General features: G+C 41.9%; 14 protein-coding genes. 3 read left to right on the forward strand and 11 right to left on the reverse strand.

All coding sequences use genetic code 11. The annotated features are described in order from the left end of the window. Positions 1-5: 5 nt before the first annotated feature. The 3 genes from VK664_RS10710 to VK664_RS10720 are packed head-to-tail and all read right to left on the reverse strand — an operon-like array spanning position 6 to position 2,661. Positions 6-929 (reverse strand): efflux RND transporter periplasmic adaptor subunit, encoded by a 924-nt coding sequence (locus tag VK664_RS10710; RefSeq protein ID WP_461398647.1) that lies wholly within the window; start codon positions 927-929, stop codon positions 6-8. A gap of 12 nt (positions 930-941) precedes the next feature. Then, positions 942-2,183: a TolC family protein gene (locus VK664_RS10715; protein ID WP_461398648.1), complete on the reverse strand. Its 1,242-nt coding sequence runs from the start codon at positions 2,181-2,183 to the stop codon at positions 942-944. 52 nt (positions 2,184-2,235) lie between these two features. Beyond that, on the reverse strand, positions 2,236-2,661 hold the full coding sequence (locus VK664_RS10720) for a PepSY-like domain-containing protein (protein ID WP_461398649.1): 426 nt from the start codon (positions 2,659-2,661) through the stop codon (positions 2,236-2,238). Between the two features lie 199 nt (positions 2,662-2,860). Between VK664_RS10720 and VK664_RS10725 the strand changes: the two genes are divergently transcribed. Then, on the forward strand, positions 2,861-3,640 hold the full coding sequence (locus VK664_RS10725; RefSeq protein WP_461398650.1) for a LytR/AlgR family response regulator transcription factor: 780 nt from the start codon (positions 2,861-2,863) through the stop codon (positions 3,638-3,640). Between the two features lie 108 nt (positions 3,641-3,748). Here VK664_RS10725 and mnmE read toward each other — a convergent pair whose 3' ends face one another. Then, positions 3,749-5,131 (reverse strand): tRNA uridine-5-carboxymethylaminomethyl(34) synthesis GTPase MnmE, encoded by a 1,383-nt coding sequence (mnmE, locus tag VK664_RS10730; RefSeq protein WP_461398651.1) that lies wholly within the window; start codon positions 5,129-5,131, stop codon positions 3,749-3,751. A 240-nt stretch (positions 5,132-5,371) separates the two neighbouring features. Here mnmE and VK664_RS10735 point away from each other — a divergent pair, with 240 nt between their 5' ends. Next, positions 5,372-6,055 carry a hypothetical protein gene (locus tag VK664_RS10735; RefSeq protein WP_461398652.1) on the forward strand — a complete coding sequence of 228 codons (684 nt, stop codon included), beginning with the start codon at positions 5,372-5,374 and terminating at the stop codon, positions 6,053-6,055. 81 nt (positions 6,056-6,136) lie between these two features. On the opposite strand, the gene VK664_RS10740 is transcribed toward VK664_RS10735, so the two are convergent. The 5 genes from VK664_RS10740 to VK664_RS10760 all read right to left on the reverse strand — a co-directional run bounded on the left by VK664_RS10740 (position 6,137) and on the right by VK664_RS10760 (position 10,911). Next, positions 6,137-6,961 carry an energy transducer TonB gene (locus tag VK664_RS10740; RefSeq protein WP_461398653.1) on the reverse strand — a complete coding sequence of 275 codons (825 nt, stop codon included), beginning with the start codon at positions 6,959-6,961 and terminating at the stop codon, positions 6,137-6,139. Between the two features lie 813 nt (positions 6,962-7,774). Further along, positions 7,775-8,605 carry an energy transducer TonB gene (locus VK664_RS10745; RefSeq protein WP_461398654.1) on the reverse strand — a complete coding sequence of 277 codons (831 nt, stop codon included), beginning with the start codon at positions 8,603-8,605 and terminating at the stop codon, positions 7,775-7,777. Positions 8,606-8,666: 61 nt separating this feature from the next. Next, positions 8,667-9,227: an ExbD/TolR family protein gene (locus VK664_RS10750; RefSeq protein WP_461398655.1), complete on the reverse strand. Its 561-nt coding sequence runs from the start codon at positions 9,225-9,227 to the stop codon at positions 8,667-8,669. 38 nt (positions 9,228-9,265) lie between these two features. After that, entirely contained in the window at positions 9,266-9,940 is a 675-nt protein-coding gene (locus tag VK664_RS10755) for an ExbD/TolR family protein (protein ID WP_461398656.1), read from the reverse strand. A gap of 107 nt (positions 9,941-10,047) precedes the next feature. Continuing rightward, entirely contained in the window at positions 10,048-10,911 is an 864-nt protein-coding gene (locus VK664_RS10760; protein WP_461398657.1) for a MotA/TolQ/ExbB proton channel family protein, read from the reverse strand. Positions 10,912-11,244: 333 nt separating this feature from the next. On the opposite strand from VK664_RS10760, the gene VK664_RS10765 reads away from it, so the two are divergent. Continuing rightward, positions 11,245-13,800, forward strand: coding sequence for a zinc-dependent metalloprotease (locus VK664_RS10765; protein ID WP_461398658.1), 2,556 nt, complete (start codon positions 11,245-11,247; stop codon positions 13,798-13,800). 274 nt (positions 13,801-14,074) lie between these two features. Here VK664_RS10765 and VK664_RS10770 read toward each other — a convergent pair whose 3' ends face one another. Both VK664_RS10770 and VK664_RS10775 read right to left on the reverse strand, forming a co-directional pair. After that, complete coding sequence (locus tag VK664_RS10770; RefSeq protein WP_461398659.1) at positions 14,075-15,352, reverse strand: ABC transporter permease; 1,278 nt, start codon at positions 15,350-15,352, stop codon at positions 14,075-14,077. Positions 15,353-15,521: 169 nt separating this feature from the next. Then, positions 15,522-15,755, reverse strand: a 234-nt coding sequence (locus VK664_RS10775; protein WP_461398660.1) for a hypothetical protein, incomplete at its 5' end; no start/stop codon positions are given.

The raw sequence follows: 15,755 nt of genomic DNA on the forward strand, positions 1-15,755 counted from the left end.
ATGGTTTACCGGATAATATTAATATGAGCAGTATCGGGTAACCCATAGTTTCCGGTAACTACTATGCTGTCCTGATCGTTTAGCGGTGGTGAAATGATCTCTACCCTACCCTGCATTTCGATCCCTTTTGATACAGGAACTTTTACAGCAGTCGTACTATCTATCAATTTCATGATCCAGAATTCTGTTTGTGTTTCATTTGAAAGCAGTGCCGCTTTTGGTATAGAAACCAAAGCCTGCCGCATTGGTTTCGTTAGCCGCACGCGGGCAATAAGATTTTCGGGCATCGAATTCCTGTTGGCAACCTTAATAACGATTCGTTGTGTTTGTGTTACTGAATCCATAACGGGCATGGCAGAGCTGACAACACCCACCAGCGAATCGCCACCAGGTAAAAAAAGCAACAATTGTTTATTATTGGGCGCAAGTGCTTTTAGCTCGTAAGGCAGGTCGAGAAGAAAAACAAAACTGTTAATCTCTGTAATAACCGCTAACTGCTCGCCGTCCTGGACATAATCTCCATCCTGATGGTTAACCTCGGCGATAAAGCCTGTTGTGTTTGTTTTTACGGAATTGACGCCTGAAAAGCGAAAGGAAGAATCGAGAATAGTGATTGTATTTCCAAGACTTTCTGCTTCTTTCGTTTTGATAGTAAATAATACCTGCCCTGCTTTTACCTGTTGTCCGGGTTTTATAGTTGCTGCTCTCAGATACCCCGTCGCATTGGCTTTTATATAGTTCTTAATAAGGAATGAAGAAGTAGCATTAAGCTCTACAAATTCCAGCAAAGGTTCATGACTTATTGAGGTGACAGTAACGGGCGTTGTTATATCTTCTATCGTTGCTTCTTCAGTAGTAGCAGAAGTGTGACAGGCAGGCACGATAACCCAACCCGCTAAACTGAACAACAGAAACCAAACTATCTTCATATTTTCAAAAATTTACCTGTTCCAGTAGTTAAGCTGGTTAATAAGTTGCCACCGGCTAACACTATTCTGTGTTAGCTGGTTTTTTGCGCTCATATAGTTATTTAAGGCGATTACGAGATCGGTGATTCGTGCATCACCTGTCATTATCAATCGGAGGTTGGCCTCAATAAGTGTTTCGGAGTATTTGATCTGCTGACTTATTCGGCTGATCAGTTCTTCTGTACTTCTGATCTGATAATTCAGCTGAATGATCTGCTGATCATATTGCCGGATATAAAAATCGCGATATCCTGCCCGTGTACTTTCTGCAATATCAAATTGCCTGTTTTGTAGTTTTCTTTTTTTGCCATCATAAATAGGTACGGTGACACCAAATCCAATCCTCGCACCAAAGTTTTTATATGGCAAATACGCCATGGAAGAATTATATCCCGCATCGGCAAATACGTTCAGCCCAGGTTTATAATTGAGATCATTCATTGCGCGGTCGTTTACAAGCTTCAGGCTATCGATCAGGTATTGTTTAAAAAAAACGGAATTCATCGGTTCCGGAAGATCCGCAGGAGCAATCGAAGGAGAATCGAGCTTTACCAGCATTGTATCCGAAATGCCACAGAGATAATTCAGTGTATAAAGATCTGCCTGGAAGCGGATATCAGCCTGCTTTATAACCAGTTCCTGCTGCTGAAGAGTTACAATAAAAGTGAGATAGTCAGTTTGGCGGTACACATTATTTTCCGTCAGCTTACGAAGGATGCTGTCTTCCTTTTTTAAAAGCGAATAGATCTCCGATGAGAAGCTCAATTCCTGCAGATCACCGTAGGCTGTAACATACTGCGCAGTTATTGTGCGTTTGAGATCCTGCTCTGTGAGTTTCGCGGTATTGTTGAGCTGATCGTTCAGCAGATCAAGTGCTTTATATTGTTTCTGCAGGTTATGTTGGCTGATGATCGTCTTACTGACACCCACAACCGCACTGATATTAGCGCCATTGGTAATAGCATCATCATATCCCCAGCCACGCATTACAGGCGCATATAGATTGTTGCTTGTTCCTGCTACCTGGAATTTATTGGCAGCCCGGATCTTCAGGCTGTCGATCCGATTACTTAACACTTGGTTATAGTAATCCTTTATGAGCGGACTATTTTCGATACCTTGTTGAATATAATAATCAAGTGCGTGCGATTGTGCAGAGACATATGCCTTTGAACATATCAGGAGAATAAAGACCAGAAAATAAACCCTTTTCATATAAATAAGTAAACCGCAGAGGGCCTGCGGTTTTTATTTTTGTGTTCTCTTTTTAGTCTTTTTCCTCTTTGATGAATTTTCCATTGGCATCGAACATCAGATCTGTTTTGTTCACAACGGCTTCGTACATAACATCGCCATTCGGCTTTGTAATTTTGGCGGCATCTTTAATGGCTGCCCCTTTGTAATGTTCCTTTATATAAGTTACGATGGAATCGGGGAGGGCAGATGGTTTTATTTCCTCTTCAGTTTCGCTGAGTGTTCCCTTTTCATCGTACACTGCCGACATTTCCTTACCGCCCTGTATAAAGTTTACTTCATATTCTTTTCCCTCTTTTTCCCATTTCACTTTAGAGGCACCGGGAAAGGCCTTAGCGAATGCCTGCTTTGCGGCAGCAGGAGCTCCAGTTGATTTTTCCTGCGCGGATAGACCAAAGATTGCTCCAACGAATAGTAGCGATAAAAGATACTTTTTCATATTTTTTTACTTTAGAAAAATAAAAGTATCTATCGATTCTGAAGAATTCTTGTAGAGTGACCGTGCAATCAAAAATTTTGTCGCCAGTGGCCTCGCAGAAAGGATTCCCTGATTTGTATAGATGCCAGGCTTATTGGCGGTGTACCTGTAATAATTCCGACCATTTCCTTCCATTGCTTTTCGAGAGTTCCAGGCGCAATTGCTATTTGGTAATGCACTGGAGGCAAAAACCATCCTGAACACAACGGAAATTCGATTGTTATTTCTTGATATACATTTACCGGTTCTGGATGGTATCAACTTCTTTTCAACTCTTAAAAGTCCACCCGAGGTTATTTTTACTACCGCATATAAAGAATATGCGGTTGACGCTTTTAACCTTGATGCCTGCGATTATCTTGTTAAATCATTTCTTCTGGAAAGATTTATTATCGCACTAGGCAAAGCAGTAACCCGCATCAATACCAAGGCTAAACCCTATGATCCCGTTCAGGACCCTTCGATTGATGATTCGTTTTTTATCAGAACTGAAGAAAAAATGTATAATATAAAGTATGACAAATTGATCTATGCCGAAGCAAATGGAAACTATACAAAACTAACAACTGATACCGGTGTACTAATTCCAAACATAACCTTATCAGGTATCGAGAAATTATTACCGGCAACACATTTTATTCTTGTTCACCGCTCCTTTATCATTAACCGATCACAGATCACTCATATTGAGGGTAACAGAGTTTTTATAGGGAAACATGAGATCCCAATAGGGATGAATCATAGAGATGTTTTGTCAAATCACTGGGTTTGTGAGTATTTGTTGAACCCTGATTTCGTGATATCGGGACGCAGGATCCTAAAAACTCCTACACTCCGATTTATGCAAATGCATGAATTTCATACACCGTATTGCCAGCAAAAATCAGATGCCGGAAAGTCTGTGAATATTTCGGGATTGATCAAGAATATCGGGCAGTGAATCTCTGCATAGATGGTTTAGAAAGAAACCGCATAAAGCTTTTATGAGATGTTGCCTGCCGAGGATTTCAAAAGATGGAAACCATTAATTAATAATGAATTACCAAGACTACTTCCCAATACAAAACTTACTAAAAATATAATCGAGCTGATCTTCGTGAGTGATCTCACCGGTTATCTCGCCAAGAAAATGAAGACATCTGCGGATGTCCAGGGCAATCAAATCACTTGGGATATTGTTGTCTAGTCCCTGGCGAACTTCGTGAACAGAGATGGCTATCTTCTGAAGCGAATCAAAATGTCTTGCATTGGTAACTATTGTTCCTTCTGTCTGAACATCTCCTTCAAGCACCATAGTTGTAAGATGGTCCTTTAGCGTATCAATATGTTCATTGGTTTTAGCGGAAACAAAAATCAGTTTTTCAAAATCATTAAAAGCTTCATGTAAACCCTGACCAGCAAGATCGGATTTGTTTCCTATAAGGAGATAATCGATGGACCGGCTTTGAAGATCATTCACCACAGTTTGAATCTGAGCAGGTGTTTCTTCATTAATATCAAAAATGTAAATGACAATATCCGCCTGCGCCATTTTCTCAAGGCTTTTTTCAATACCGATACTTTCAATCAAATCGGTAGTATGTTCCCGGATTCCAGCTGTGTCGATTAACCGAAAAAGAATTCCATCGATATTCAGCACTTCTTCTATGGTATCACGGGTAGTGCCAGCAATATCACTGACGATAGCACGATTTTCATTTAATAAAGTATTCAGCAACGTGGATTTACCGGCGTTTGGTTTTCCGACAATTGCCACCTGCACACCATTTTTTATAACATTGCCGAGTTTGAATGATTGTATCAGGCTGGCAGTGGTTTCAGCTGTTTCATCCAGCAAACTATACAACTGCGACCTGTCCGCAAACTCAACATCTTCCTGTGAAAAATCCAGTTCCAGTTCAATGAGTGCCGAAAATTTTATGAGCCGGTCGCGTAATTCGCTAAGTACATGCGAGAATCCTCCCCTGATGGTATTTAAGGCTGCCTTCCGGGAAGCTTCTGTATTGCTGGCTATCAGATCAGCCACCGCCTCGGCCTGTGTAAGATCCAATTTGCCGTTTAAAAATGCGCGCTGGGTAAATTCGCCGGGTTTCGCATGCCGGGCTCCAAGGGCCGCAAATGCCTGTATAAGCTGTTGCTGAATAAACGGAGATCCGTGACAACTAACTTCTATTACATCTTCACCGGTATATGATTTAGGAGCCTTATAAAGACCTACAACTACTTCATCCAGTGTAATACTATTCTCAACCAGGTAACCGACATGAAGGGTATGTGACGGCTGTTGCTGCAGGTCTTTTGACGGAAATAGTTCGTCCACTATACGAAACGTATCTTTACCACTCAATCTTATCACCGCGATGGCGCCAATGCCAGGGGCTGTCGAAAGAGCCACTATAGTATCATCCCACCCTGAAAGCTTCGAAGACATGCCGGAAAAATTTGTGCAAAAATACTATAATGTATGTTTTACAATGAAAGGATGTTTCTGACGCAATGAAGTCTCTAAAGCATGATGTCTCTAACGCAATGATTTCTCTGACGCTTGATGTCTTTAACTCAATGATTTCTCCGACCCATGATGTTTCTTAAAACCAGGAATTAACGTCAATTACCTGGGAGAAAGCGGATCCTGAATAACAGCATTTTTAACCCCATAAACCAACCAATTATGAAACGTTACCTTGTTTGCCTGGTTGCTTTGTTAATATTGTTCGCAACTTATTGCCAGGAGCTTACTTTTAATGGCAACTCAATAGATAATCCACAATACCCGATCCTCACTCATTCGACCCATGGCTATACAACAACTCGTAATCTTCTTAGAAAGCTCCGGACTCAATTATATCAGTTAAGTCCGGCTATGGAATATAGACAACTTACTATGTACCTACAGCAATCTTCGCTTTCTTACAGATTATTCATAGATATTAATCAGCAAATAAATTTGTCCGCTATCGACCAGTATTATGCACCGGAGAGTAACCAGGCTGGTAGTCAATCGGTATTGATAAGTCATTATTCAAATACAAATCCTAAATCTGGCAATTTTTCTAAATCTGGCAATTTTTCTAAATCCGGCAATTTTAAGGTGATGCCGATCTATGCAAATGACAAAGTGAAAGGTGGGTTTGGCAGGGGGGCATGGACAGGTGCAATAGTCGGGGCTGTAGTCGGTTGTTTTGTTGCGGTGGTAGCAGGAGACGGCTCTTCATCCACCGAGTGGGTTACTTTCGATTTACCCGAACGATTATTAATCTACGGTGTTGGTACTGCAATAACAGGAGCTGTTATTGGTGGGTTTGTAGGGATGGGTAATAAAAGAAAAAGAGAAAGGCAATCAATACGACAGTGACTGCTTTTCCCTCGATTTAAAAATCTGATCAATAATAATCTGATCAAATTGCAAAGTCCGCGCCGATTTTTGTTGTCTGCTTTATTCCTCTGCTAATGTAAAAACTATAGGTTGTCGTTTATATGAATTTACAATCTTTCCATTTTGCTGAGCCGGCTGCCATTTACCGCTTTTCTTTATCACTTTGGTTGCGAGGTCATGAAGTTCTTTTGGACCTTCGATGGCATGTACATTGCTGACATTTCCATCTTTGTCTACTATAAACAACACTACCACTTTTCCCTGGATTCCCCGCTCGGCGGCATCCTGGGGATAGTTATTCGACAGATTTTTTATCAGGAACCTTCTCCAGGCTTCAATACCACCGGGATAACTCGACTCGATTTCAACGCTTAGAAATACAGAATCAGGATTTTCTCTTTTTGGACGTTCAATGATTCCCTTGCCAACTGATTCTTCAATGGGTGCAGGGATGTTGTCAAAATCCGCTCCTGCTTTGTTAACGAGGCTGAATCTGGCATTCTCGAGATCTTCGTTCAACGGGACTTCTTCATCTGGTGGAACTTTGTTATCAGGAACAACCACAATATCCAGATTTCGTCTTTCCATCACTTCAGGTTGCTTAACAGTTGGCGGTGGAACCACGGGTGGCGGAATAACTTTGTCTTCAGCCAACTTTGTTAACATAGGTTCGGGTATATCGAAAGTCGTTAACGTAACCAGCTTATTCTGATCAGCGAATAAAAAACCAGCGACACATAACAACACAATGCTTCCTGTAACGGTGATGGCTAACCTAAGTCGCCCGGCATATGACTTTCGTAATTCATATGCTCCATATTCTTTGTTTTTTCCTTCGAATACAATATCGAGGATGTCCGCAGTTAAAATTTTTGATATTTCCATGGTCTTATAGTTTTGTATTTAAGATGCTATAAGATTCAGGATTCCACAGCCCTGGAAATTAATAATGTTTTATGGAAATCGCCGGACATCGCATCATACGTGCATTGCATCTTGCTTGCATTGCATCTTGCGTGCATTACATCATGTGGTCATTTTACATGCATTACTTAATATGTGCATTGCAGCTTGCAAGCATTACATCATGTAATCATTCTACATGCATTGCTTCATGTGTGCATTGCAGCTTATGAAATCGCTGGCAACTGATCGTCACCATAAAATATATTTTGGATAGCACCCCACCAACGTTAGTTTGAGTATCGTATAATCGAACTAACGTAGATACGCAAACGAAGATTACGCAAGTGATAGTGATTGAAAACGATGGCACATTCAATTCTCAGAAAAAGCATTATCAAATAACTGGTCGAACATCAATCTATGTTTTTCTTTTCTTTTAAGTTTTGCACCCGCCTTCGTCCGCTAAGAGGTTTTATAGGAAGATTTCCTGACCGGGCTTCGGCAGGCAAGGCCCGAAGAAGCCCGCAAGACTCATGCATAGGTAGCCGCTAACCGCGATGTTCGGCTTTACCCTCCGAATCCATCAAGACTCTCCACAATCCGCAATTACAGCGATGGCGGGATTTGCCCGCCGAAGCCATAAAGACTGATCCACAATCAGCAATTAACTGCGAAGGCGGGCTTCGCCCGCCGAAGCCCAACACGATAGTCGCATAAATCGCTCTTGCGGGCGTAGACGGGGCAAAAAAAAGTCCCCCGATATCGGGGGACCTAAAATAAAACTTCTAAATATTATCCTTCTGTTTCGAGACGGAAAACGATAGGTTGTTTTTTGTATGATTTTACCTGGCGACCATTTTGAACGGCTGGCTGCCATTTACCACTCTTCTTGATTACGCGGCCGGCTTCCTCATGTAATTCTTTAGGACCACTGATTGCCTGTACTTCACTCACATTTCCTTCTTTATCCACGATGAACTGTACAACAACGGTACCCTGGATTTCATTATCGATAGCCTCCTGGGGATAACGTAAACTCTTGTTGAGATAACGTGACCATGCACCGGGACCGCCTGGATAGGAAGATTCAATTTCAACCTTTGTAAAGGTTTTATCATAATCTTCTTCGACCTTCTTAGGCGCTTCAACAACACCTTTTCCGTCGTCGATAGGGGGGGCAACGATACCTTCGTCTTTCACACCTTCCTGGTTAACGATAGAAATCTTTGTGTCTTCCAGTTTTTCAACTTCTGGTGGTTTTTCCTCTTCCTTCACCTCTTCATCTTTTACGATTTTAGGGGGAGTGAATTTGGTCATTTCCACTTTTGGAGGATCTGGTGGTTTTGGAGGAGGTGGTGGAGGTGGTTCCTCTGGTTTTTCTTCCTTGATGTTTTCAAGTTCCACGTCTGCGACAATCATCTCCTTATTTTTGTCGTTGCTGCTGAGGTTATTGGCCAGCAGGTAACCTACAAATAAAAGTGCAATGAGGGCAGCCATGGAAACGATAGCTATGGTCAGGCGCCTGTTGTAGCCCTTCCGTAATTCATAAGCACCATATTCCTTGTTTCTTCCTTCGAAGATGATATCAAGGATATCGGCACTCATAATTTTATTTATATCCATGTGTTGAAGTATTTGGTATTAAGATTCAGTTACGACCGGATTCCATATAAAAATAACGGAATTATTTTGCCGGAGCCGGGGCTGCCGGTGCTCCTCCGCCCTCACTTGCCTTAAGCAATTGAAGCTCAGACTCTGCGATATCAACCAATGCATACCTTTTTACCTCGCTGATCGTCATCTCATCCAGCACATCAACTGTATTGACATAGTTCGATTCAGGTCCTGGCTTGATGACAACAACGAAATCTTCGGGTTTAGTGCTTTTTTTCTTGGTAATGATTACATCCCGTAAATCCTTGAAATTGGTGTTTTTAAAATTCGCACCATCCGGAGACAGGATCCCCTCATAATAGAAAATCTGGTTGTTTTTACCAAGTAAAAGGGTCAATGCGCCTGACTCCTTGGCTTTATTTTGCTCTTCCGGCTTTTCGGTATCCTTTGGAAGGTATAACCTCATAGCCGTTGGCTCACTCATGGTAGTGGTGAAGATAAAGAATGTGATCAGCAGGAACCCAAGGTCAACCATGGGAGTAAGATCAACCCTGGTGGATTGCTTCTTCGCTTTTTTTACGCCTGGCCCTTTCTTATGCCCACCCCCACCGGAGGTATCCATTTCTGCCATAACAAATGTTTTTGTTGTTTCTAATGTTGTTTTAAGACCTATTCGGCAGGTGTCTGTGTAGCTCCGCGGTTAGCGTTCTTTTTATACAATTCGCTGCCCAAAGGAACGTTTTCCTGATCTGTAATCATCTGGAATTTCAACAGGTCATTCTTTTTGAAAGCGTCAATAACGCCTTTGAATGACGGATATTTTGCATTTGCATCTCCCTTAACCAACAACTGCATTTTTTTGCCCTGGAATGCAGAATTCGCAGCCTGCATCCAAACAGTCATTTCATTGTTGAGGGTGTCAGTTACAGGAATACCCGGTTGCTTCACCGTTTTTTGCTGTTCGGCGTTAAATCCAAGATATTGTTTTAACTGGCTGAATGGAACCCCAACGAAAGAACCGGTTTTCAGGAAAGAATTTTTTTCCTGGGCAGTTAAACCCAACTGTTTCTGCTGGTCAATGATGTCAATGGTTTTTTGCTTTTCTTCACGATTGTCATCGCCGATAGAAAAATAAACTTTGCCCTCTTTATCCATTGTCACCAGTACCACGTCTTTCATTTCTGCAGGTTTTGTCTGCACAGATTTAGGTGTAGTAACCTTCAGTGCCTCATCAGGCTTGAAGCTGGTTGTAAGGATGAAAAACGAAAGCAACAAAAAAGCCACATCGCACATCGCAGTCATATCCACACTCGTGCTTTTTCTGGGAACTTTTACTTTTGGCATGTCTTTAAAATTTCTGTTTCGTTATGAGATTCATTTACTGCCATTTTCCATAATTAATGCCTGGAAATATTTACAGGTTATTAAAGGGGGCAGAAAGACCGGTACAATTATTTGTAAAGGGTCGCGAAACTCTGGGTCAGGGTAAAACCTGATTCATCAATACCGTATGTGATACCATCGATCCTAGTTGTGAACACGTTATACATGATGATCGCAACTGCAGAGGTACCGATACCAAGTGCTGTATTATAAAGAGCTTCAGAGATACCTCTTGAAAGTTCAGCAGCAGCAGAACCACCACCTTCAGCACCAAGTGCAGAGAAAGAAGTAATCATACCGATAACCGTTCCAAGAAGACCAAGCAATGTAGATACCGAAGCCAATGTAGAAAGAAACACCAGGTTTTTTTCAAGCATAGGCAGTTCAAGGGCTGTAGCTTCTTCAACTTCTTTTTGAATGTTCATTACTTTCTGCTCGGTTGACAGCTCAGTATCAGTGATCATTTCTTTGTACTTACGAAGACCAGCTTTCATTACATTACCTACACTACCTTTTTGTTTGTCGCATTCAGCAATTGCCGCGTCAACATTTTTGTTAGCAAGATGATACTGGACTTTACGAATAAATTCAGCGATATTACCGCTACCAGTAGCCCTGGTGATAGTCATAAATCTTTCAATACAAAATACCAACACGATTAAGAAGCAGGCAATCAAAATAGGTACAATGATTCCGCCTTCATACATTTTTACGAGACCGCCGATCGGGCCTTCATGTTTGGGCCAGAAGCCACCGTTTGGATCGGGCTTGGCAAAATTACTTGCATTACCTAACACAAAACGCCAGATTCCATATCCACCCAGGATACACAAGAGGGGGGCAACCCACGAAATAGAATTGCTGCTTTTTTTCGGTTGAACAGAAGTACTACTCTTTGCAGCAGCGGTTGCAGTTGGTCTAGTCTCAGCCATGATTGTTTGTTTTTTTAGTTGTTTAAAAATTGACCTTATGGATAGATTAAAAAATTGCTCTTAATACCGGGCAAAACTGCTTATTCTAACAGATTATTTTGCTAATTCTAACAGATTATTTGAATTTCAAATTAAAGGACGGGGTTCACAAGATAAGGAATTTCTCAAATGCCGGTCGTAAATGTAGGCATTTGTTGGATAAATTATATGGCAATATAAAGACTTAATTTAAAAACAAATTAACAACGCTGATTTTTTTTCTCCATGCGCTGAACAGCCCGTCCCATAAAGCTCTTTTTACTATCTTCACTCACTAAATTTTATTATTATCATATGTACCAAAACAACTGTTTTAAAAAATCCGTACTGCTTGTTGCATTCACGGGAAGCCTGTTGGTGACTAACTCACAGGACCGGAGGCAGACACCCGTAAGACCAGCAGCACCAACTACAGATACATCAAGGCCGAGGCCACCTGCGGTTGCGCCCAGACCAGGTCCAAAGCCTTTCAAGGAGGTTATTACTGCCAAAGCAGTATCACGCAAAGGGTTATTCACTGTTCACAAACTTGATGATAAATACTACTTCGAATTGGGTGATTCAATTATGGGAAGAGATATCCTCGTTGTAAACCGGATCTCAAAAGCACCTATAAATACAAGAGCGGGGTTCCTGGGTTTCGCAGGCGATGAGATCAATGAAAACGTAATCCGCTTTGAAAGAGGCCCTAATAACAGAGTGTTTCTTCGTAACATTTCATTCTCGGTATATGCAAAGGATTCCACCAAGCCAATGTATAAAACCGTTCAGAATTCAAACATTCAACCTATATCAGCATCATTTGATGTAAAAGCATTCTCACAGGATAGTGCAGGAGTTGTGCTTGATCTTACAGATTTTATCAGTTCTGACAATGATATCTTCTTTTTTGCGCCTTCTGCAAAAACAGCCCTGAGAATCGGAGGAGTCCAGGCAGATAAGTCATATATAGTAGATGTAAAAACTTATCCTATCAATACTGAAATCCGCACCGTAAAGACTTATTCAAAATCTCCGGCCCCTTCCCTGTTCCCTGGTATACCTTCACAGGGTCCTGCAGGCAATGCCACTTTTGAATTGAACACATCCATCGTAATGTTGCCTAAGGTACCTATGCGTTCAAGATATTATGATGACCGGGTTGCTTATTTCTCAACCGGTTTCACCGATTTCGATGCAGATCCACAGGGTGTAAAAGATATCAGCCTCATTACCCGCTGGAAACTCGAGATTAAGCCGGAGGATTTAGATAAGTTTAAGAAGGGAGAACTTGTTGAACCCGTTAAGCCTATCATTTATTATATAGACCCGGCGACCCCTGAAAAATGGGTTCCTTACCTGATCCAGGGTGTAAATGACTGGCAGAAAGCATTTGAAAAAGCCGGTTTCAAAAATGCTATAGTGGCCAAACGTGCTCCAACCAGGCAGGAAGACAGCACCTGGAGCCTTGACGATGCGCGCTTTTCAGCAGTTGTTTACAAACCATCTGATATTCCAAATGCCAGTGGTCCCCATATTCACGATCCGCGCAGTGGTGAGATCATGGAATCACATATCAACTGGTACCATAATGTAATGAATCTCCTGCGCAACTGGTACCTGATCCAGGCCTCACCCAGTGATCCTAAGGCCAGGACAGGTAAGTTTGACGATGAGCTGATGGGTCAGCTGATCCGTTTTGTTTCTTCACATGAAGTTGGCCATACGCTGGGTCTCCCTCATAATATGGGTTCATCGTCTGCGACGCCGGTTGAAAAACTTCGTGATAAAGCGTATGTGGAGGCAAATGGTCATACATCCTCAATCATGGACTATGCACGTTTCAATTATGTGGCCCAACCCGAAGATAAGATCGGTCCTGCAGGATTATATCCAAGAATAGGCGACTACGATTTATGGGCAATTGAATGGGGATATAAACCAGTGCTTGACAAAACCGAAGATGAAGAAAAAGCAATTCTGAACGGCTGGGTTAAACAACGTTATGACAATCCAAGATTAAGGTTCTATTTTCAGAATGGCGCTGATCCACGGGCTCAAACGGAAGATCTTGGTGACAATGCCATGAAAGCCGGTGAGTATGGAATCAAGAACCTTAAATACATATTGCCGAAACTCCCCGAGTGGTTGAATGAAAAAGGCGAAGACTTCAAAGACCTTACAGAGGTATATAATGAAGTGATTGGTCAATACAACCGTTACCTCAACCATGTAGCTACGAACATCGGTGGTATCATGACCAACTATAAAACAACTGATCAGTCCGGTGCGGTATTCACCGTGAATCCAAAAGCAAAACAAAAGGAAGCAGTTGCCTTTATTAATAAACAATTGTTTGAAACACCTAATTGGCTGCTGGAAAAATCAATACTGGATAAAACCGTTACACCGGTTACCGACCGCATCAGTGCATTACAGGATGCCTATCTTGGTAACCTGCTGTCAACGGCACGTCTGCAAAGACTGGTATCTTCTGTAAACCGTGATCCATCAGGTTATAGAATTGATGAATATATGGATGATCTTAAGAAAGGAATTTTCACAGAACTCTCAAGCCGGAAAGTAATTGATAATTATCGTCGTAACCTGCAGAAATCATTTGTTGAAAGACTTGGCGGTATCGTAAATCCGGGTACCACGATTGGCGGTGGATCCGGACCTGGTATCACATTCTCTTTCGGACCGGTGATTGATGTTAAGAAATCAGATATCATGTCTGTTGCCAAGGGCACGCTGAGATCACTGAAATCAGAAATTTCGGCTAGCCTTGGTAGTTATACGGACCGTATGAGCCGGTACCATCTTCAGGACCTGAACGAAAGAATAGATAGGATTTTAAATCCAAGATGACAATTCAGATATGAGTTATGAGTTATGAGTTATGAGTGAGTGATGAGTTGTTAAGTTATGAGTGGTGATGAAATGTTTGTCGAGAAATATTGATAACTTAATAAATACATATAAAAAGGAAAGCTGCCTCATGGGGCAGCTTTCCTTTTTATATAATAGCAGTTATATTAGTTCAATTACTTTATAATGCAAATCTTTTTTTCAACTCATAACTTAACAACTCATAACTTAACAACTCATCACTCACTCATAACTCATCACTCATAACTCATAACTATTCATAACGTAGCGCCTCGATCGGGTTCATCCTCGAAGCTTTATATGCCGGGTAAAGCCCTGCCAGCAGTCCTACTATGAAACAGATTATTATGCCTATGAACATCCATTGGTAAGGCACAACAAATCCCGTGTTCAATACCAGCGCGAAACTATTCCCGACAATCACCCCCAGGATCACACCAAAAAAGGCACCCATCAGGCTGATCACGATTGCTTCAGACAAAAACTGGATCCTGATGTTTTTTTCTTTTCCGCCGATAGCTTTTATAAGGCCGATCTCTTTTGTTCTTTCAGTAACAGCGACAAGCATAATGTTCATAAGACCAATTGCAGCACCGATCAATGTAATAAAACCTATAATTACTGCAGCACCAGTTAAACCACTTAAAAAGGATAACAACATCGCTACCAGGCTGTCGCTTTTATCCATCACAAAATTATCCTCTTCTGTAGTTGTTAATTGACGAATAGGTCTGAAAACTCCTGTAGCCTGGCCAATCGCCCCGTCCATGAGATTAATATTGTCTACCTTAACCTGGATGGAAAAAGAAGCATTCACATTGGAATTGAAGAATCGCCTCACGTTATTATAAGATGTTAACACAACATTATCCAGGCTTCGGCCAAGTGTTGACCCTCTCGCCTTTAGCGTGCCTACCACCCGGAAAGGAATGTTGTTTATTTTGATGACCTTTTCCAATCCCGCTTCTAGATTTTTACCAAAGAACCTTGTGGCAATATCAGCGCCGATAACGGCCACGTTCCGCCCGGTTTCTATATCCAATGTCGTCAGATTCCGACCGTAAGCAATTTCGTACCCATTGTGAAAAATATAATTTTCATCGATGCCATTAATATAAACTGTAGGATTCGATTTCTTGCTGCCCAGTGATACTACGGCATCCCTTGAACCAAAAAGGGTGAGGGCAACAGTGGCAGGATAGTCAAACCTCTGCTTAAACTGTTCTGCATGTTCGCGTGAAATAGGTTTACCCTGGCTAGATTTTTTTGCCTTTTTCTGGCCCTTTGTTTCACGTTTCAATTCTGAACCGCCACCAAATATATTTCGCGGCTCTTTGAACCGGATGGTAAACCCAGTGGCACCCATAGTAGAAAAACTTTCCAGAAACTTTTGCTGCATGGCCTCAATGGCTGTCTTGATACCTACCAGGGCCATAATGCCAAACGCAATAATTGCAACGGTTAAACCCGTACGCAGTTTGTTTCCGCGAACGGTCCGGAATGCAAGGAGAAATGTATCGAGAAATTTCATGGTATGTTTAATTAGTCCCGGACTTCTTAACCAGGTCATCCTGGTTGTTGGTCGCTGTTCCCAGCCTGTAATTACATGGGACGGATACTAAATTAAGTATTGGAAACCACTATTCGAAAATTATCCGGACCGGTTATTTAAGCGGTACTGACATTAACCCCGGCTGCCTTTATTGCGGGAAGCCGGTTTTCTCCCTCAAGTCAGTCTGATTTTGCGAGTTCAGGGCGTTCACTCGGTTATTCCCTTCGCCGGATGGGCCTGAGGTTGGTTTGATTTGCCACTGTGATTCCTGGTTAATACGTTTCGTTTTGCCGCTCTCTGCTGTTGTCTCCGATCGGCTTTTTGTTCCCTGATCGGCTTTGTTAAGTATGCTTGTAGTGCTGGTTGCTGTTGGGCCCTGATC

Origin of the sequence: Flavitalea sp. (genome assembly GCF_035489435.1) — a bacterium.
Classification (GTDB): Bacteria; Bacteroidota; Bacteroidia; order Chitinophagales; family Chitinophagaceae; genus DATHKG01.

What these genes read in the sequence shown, in the direction of transcription:
- VK664_RS10715 (WP_461398648.1), bottom strand. Translation starts at nt 2,183, where the DNA reads ATGAAAAGGGTTTATTTTCTGGTCTTTATTCTCCTGATATGTTCAAAG.
- VK664_RS10745 (WP_461398654.1), bottom strand. Translation starts at nt 8,605, where the DNA reads ATGGATATAAATAAAATTATGAGTGCCGATATCCTTGATATCATCTTC.
- VK664_RS10710 (WP_461398647.1), bottom strand. Translation starts at nt 929, where the DNA reads ATGAAGATAGTTTGGTTTCTGTTGTTCAGTTTAGCGGGTTGGGTTATC.
- VK664_RS10750 (WP_461398655.1), bottom strand. Translation starts at nt 9,227, where the DNA reads ATGGCAGAAATGGATACCTCCGGTGGGGGTGGGCATAAGAAAGGGCCA.
- VK664_RS10740 (WP_461398653.1), bottom strand. Translation starts at nt 6,961, where the DNA reads ATGGAAATATCAAAAATTTTAACTGCGGACATCCTCGATATTGTATTC.
- VK664_RS10755 (WP_461398656.1), bottom strand. Translation starts at nt 9,940, where the DNA reads ATGCCAAAAGTAAAAGTTCCCAGAAAAAGCACGAGTGTGGATATGACT.
- VK664_RS10765 (WP_461398658.1), top strand. Translation starts at nt 11,245, where the DNA reads ATGTACCAAAACAACTGTTTTAAAAAATCCGTACTGCTTGTTGCATTC.
- VK664_RS10770 (WP_461398659.1), bottom strand. Translation starts at nt 15,352, where the DNA reads ATGAAATTTCTCGATACATTTCTCCTTGCATTCCGGACCGTTCGCGGA.
- VK664_RS10735 (WP_461398652.1), top strand. Translation starts at nt 5,372, where the DNA reads ATGAAACGTTACCTTGTTTGCCTGGTTGCTTTGTTAATATTGTTCGCA.
- mnmE (WP_461398651.1), bottom strand. Translation starts at nt 5,131, where the DNA reads ATGTCTTCGAAGCTTTCAGGGTGGGATGATACTATAGTGGCTCTTTCG.
- VK664_RS10760 (WP_461398657.1), bottom strand. Translation starts at nt 10,911, where the DNA reads ATGGCTGAGACTAGACCAACTGCAACCGCTGCTGCAAAGAGTAGTACT.
- VK664_RS10720 (WP_461398649.1), bottom strand. Translation starts at nt 2,661, where the DNA reads ATGAAAAAGTATCTTTTATCGCTACTATTCGTTGGAGCAATCTTTGGT.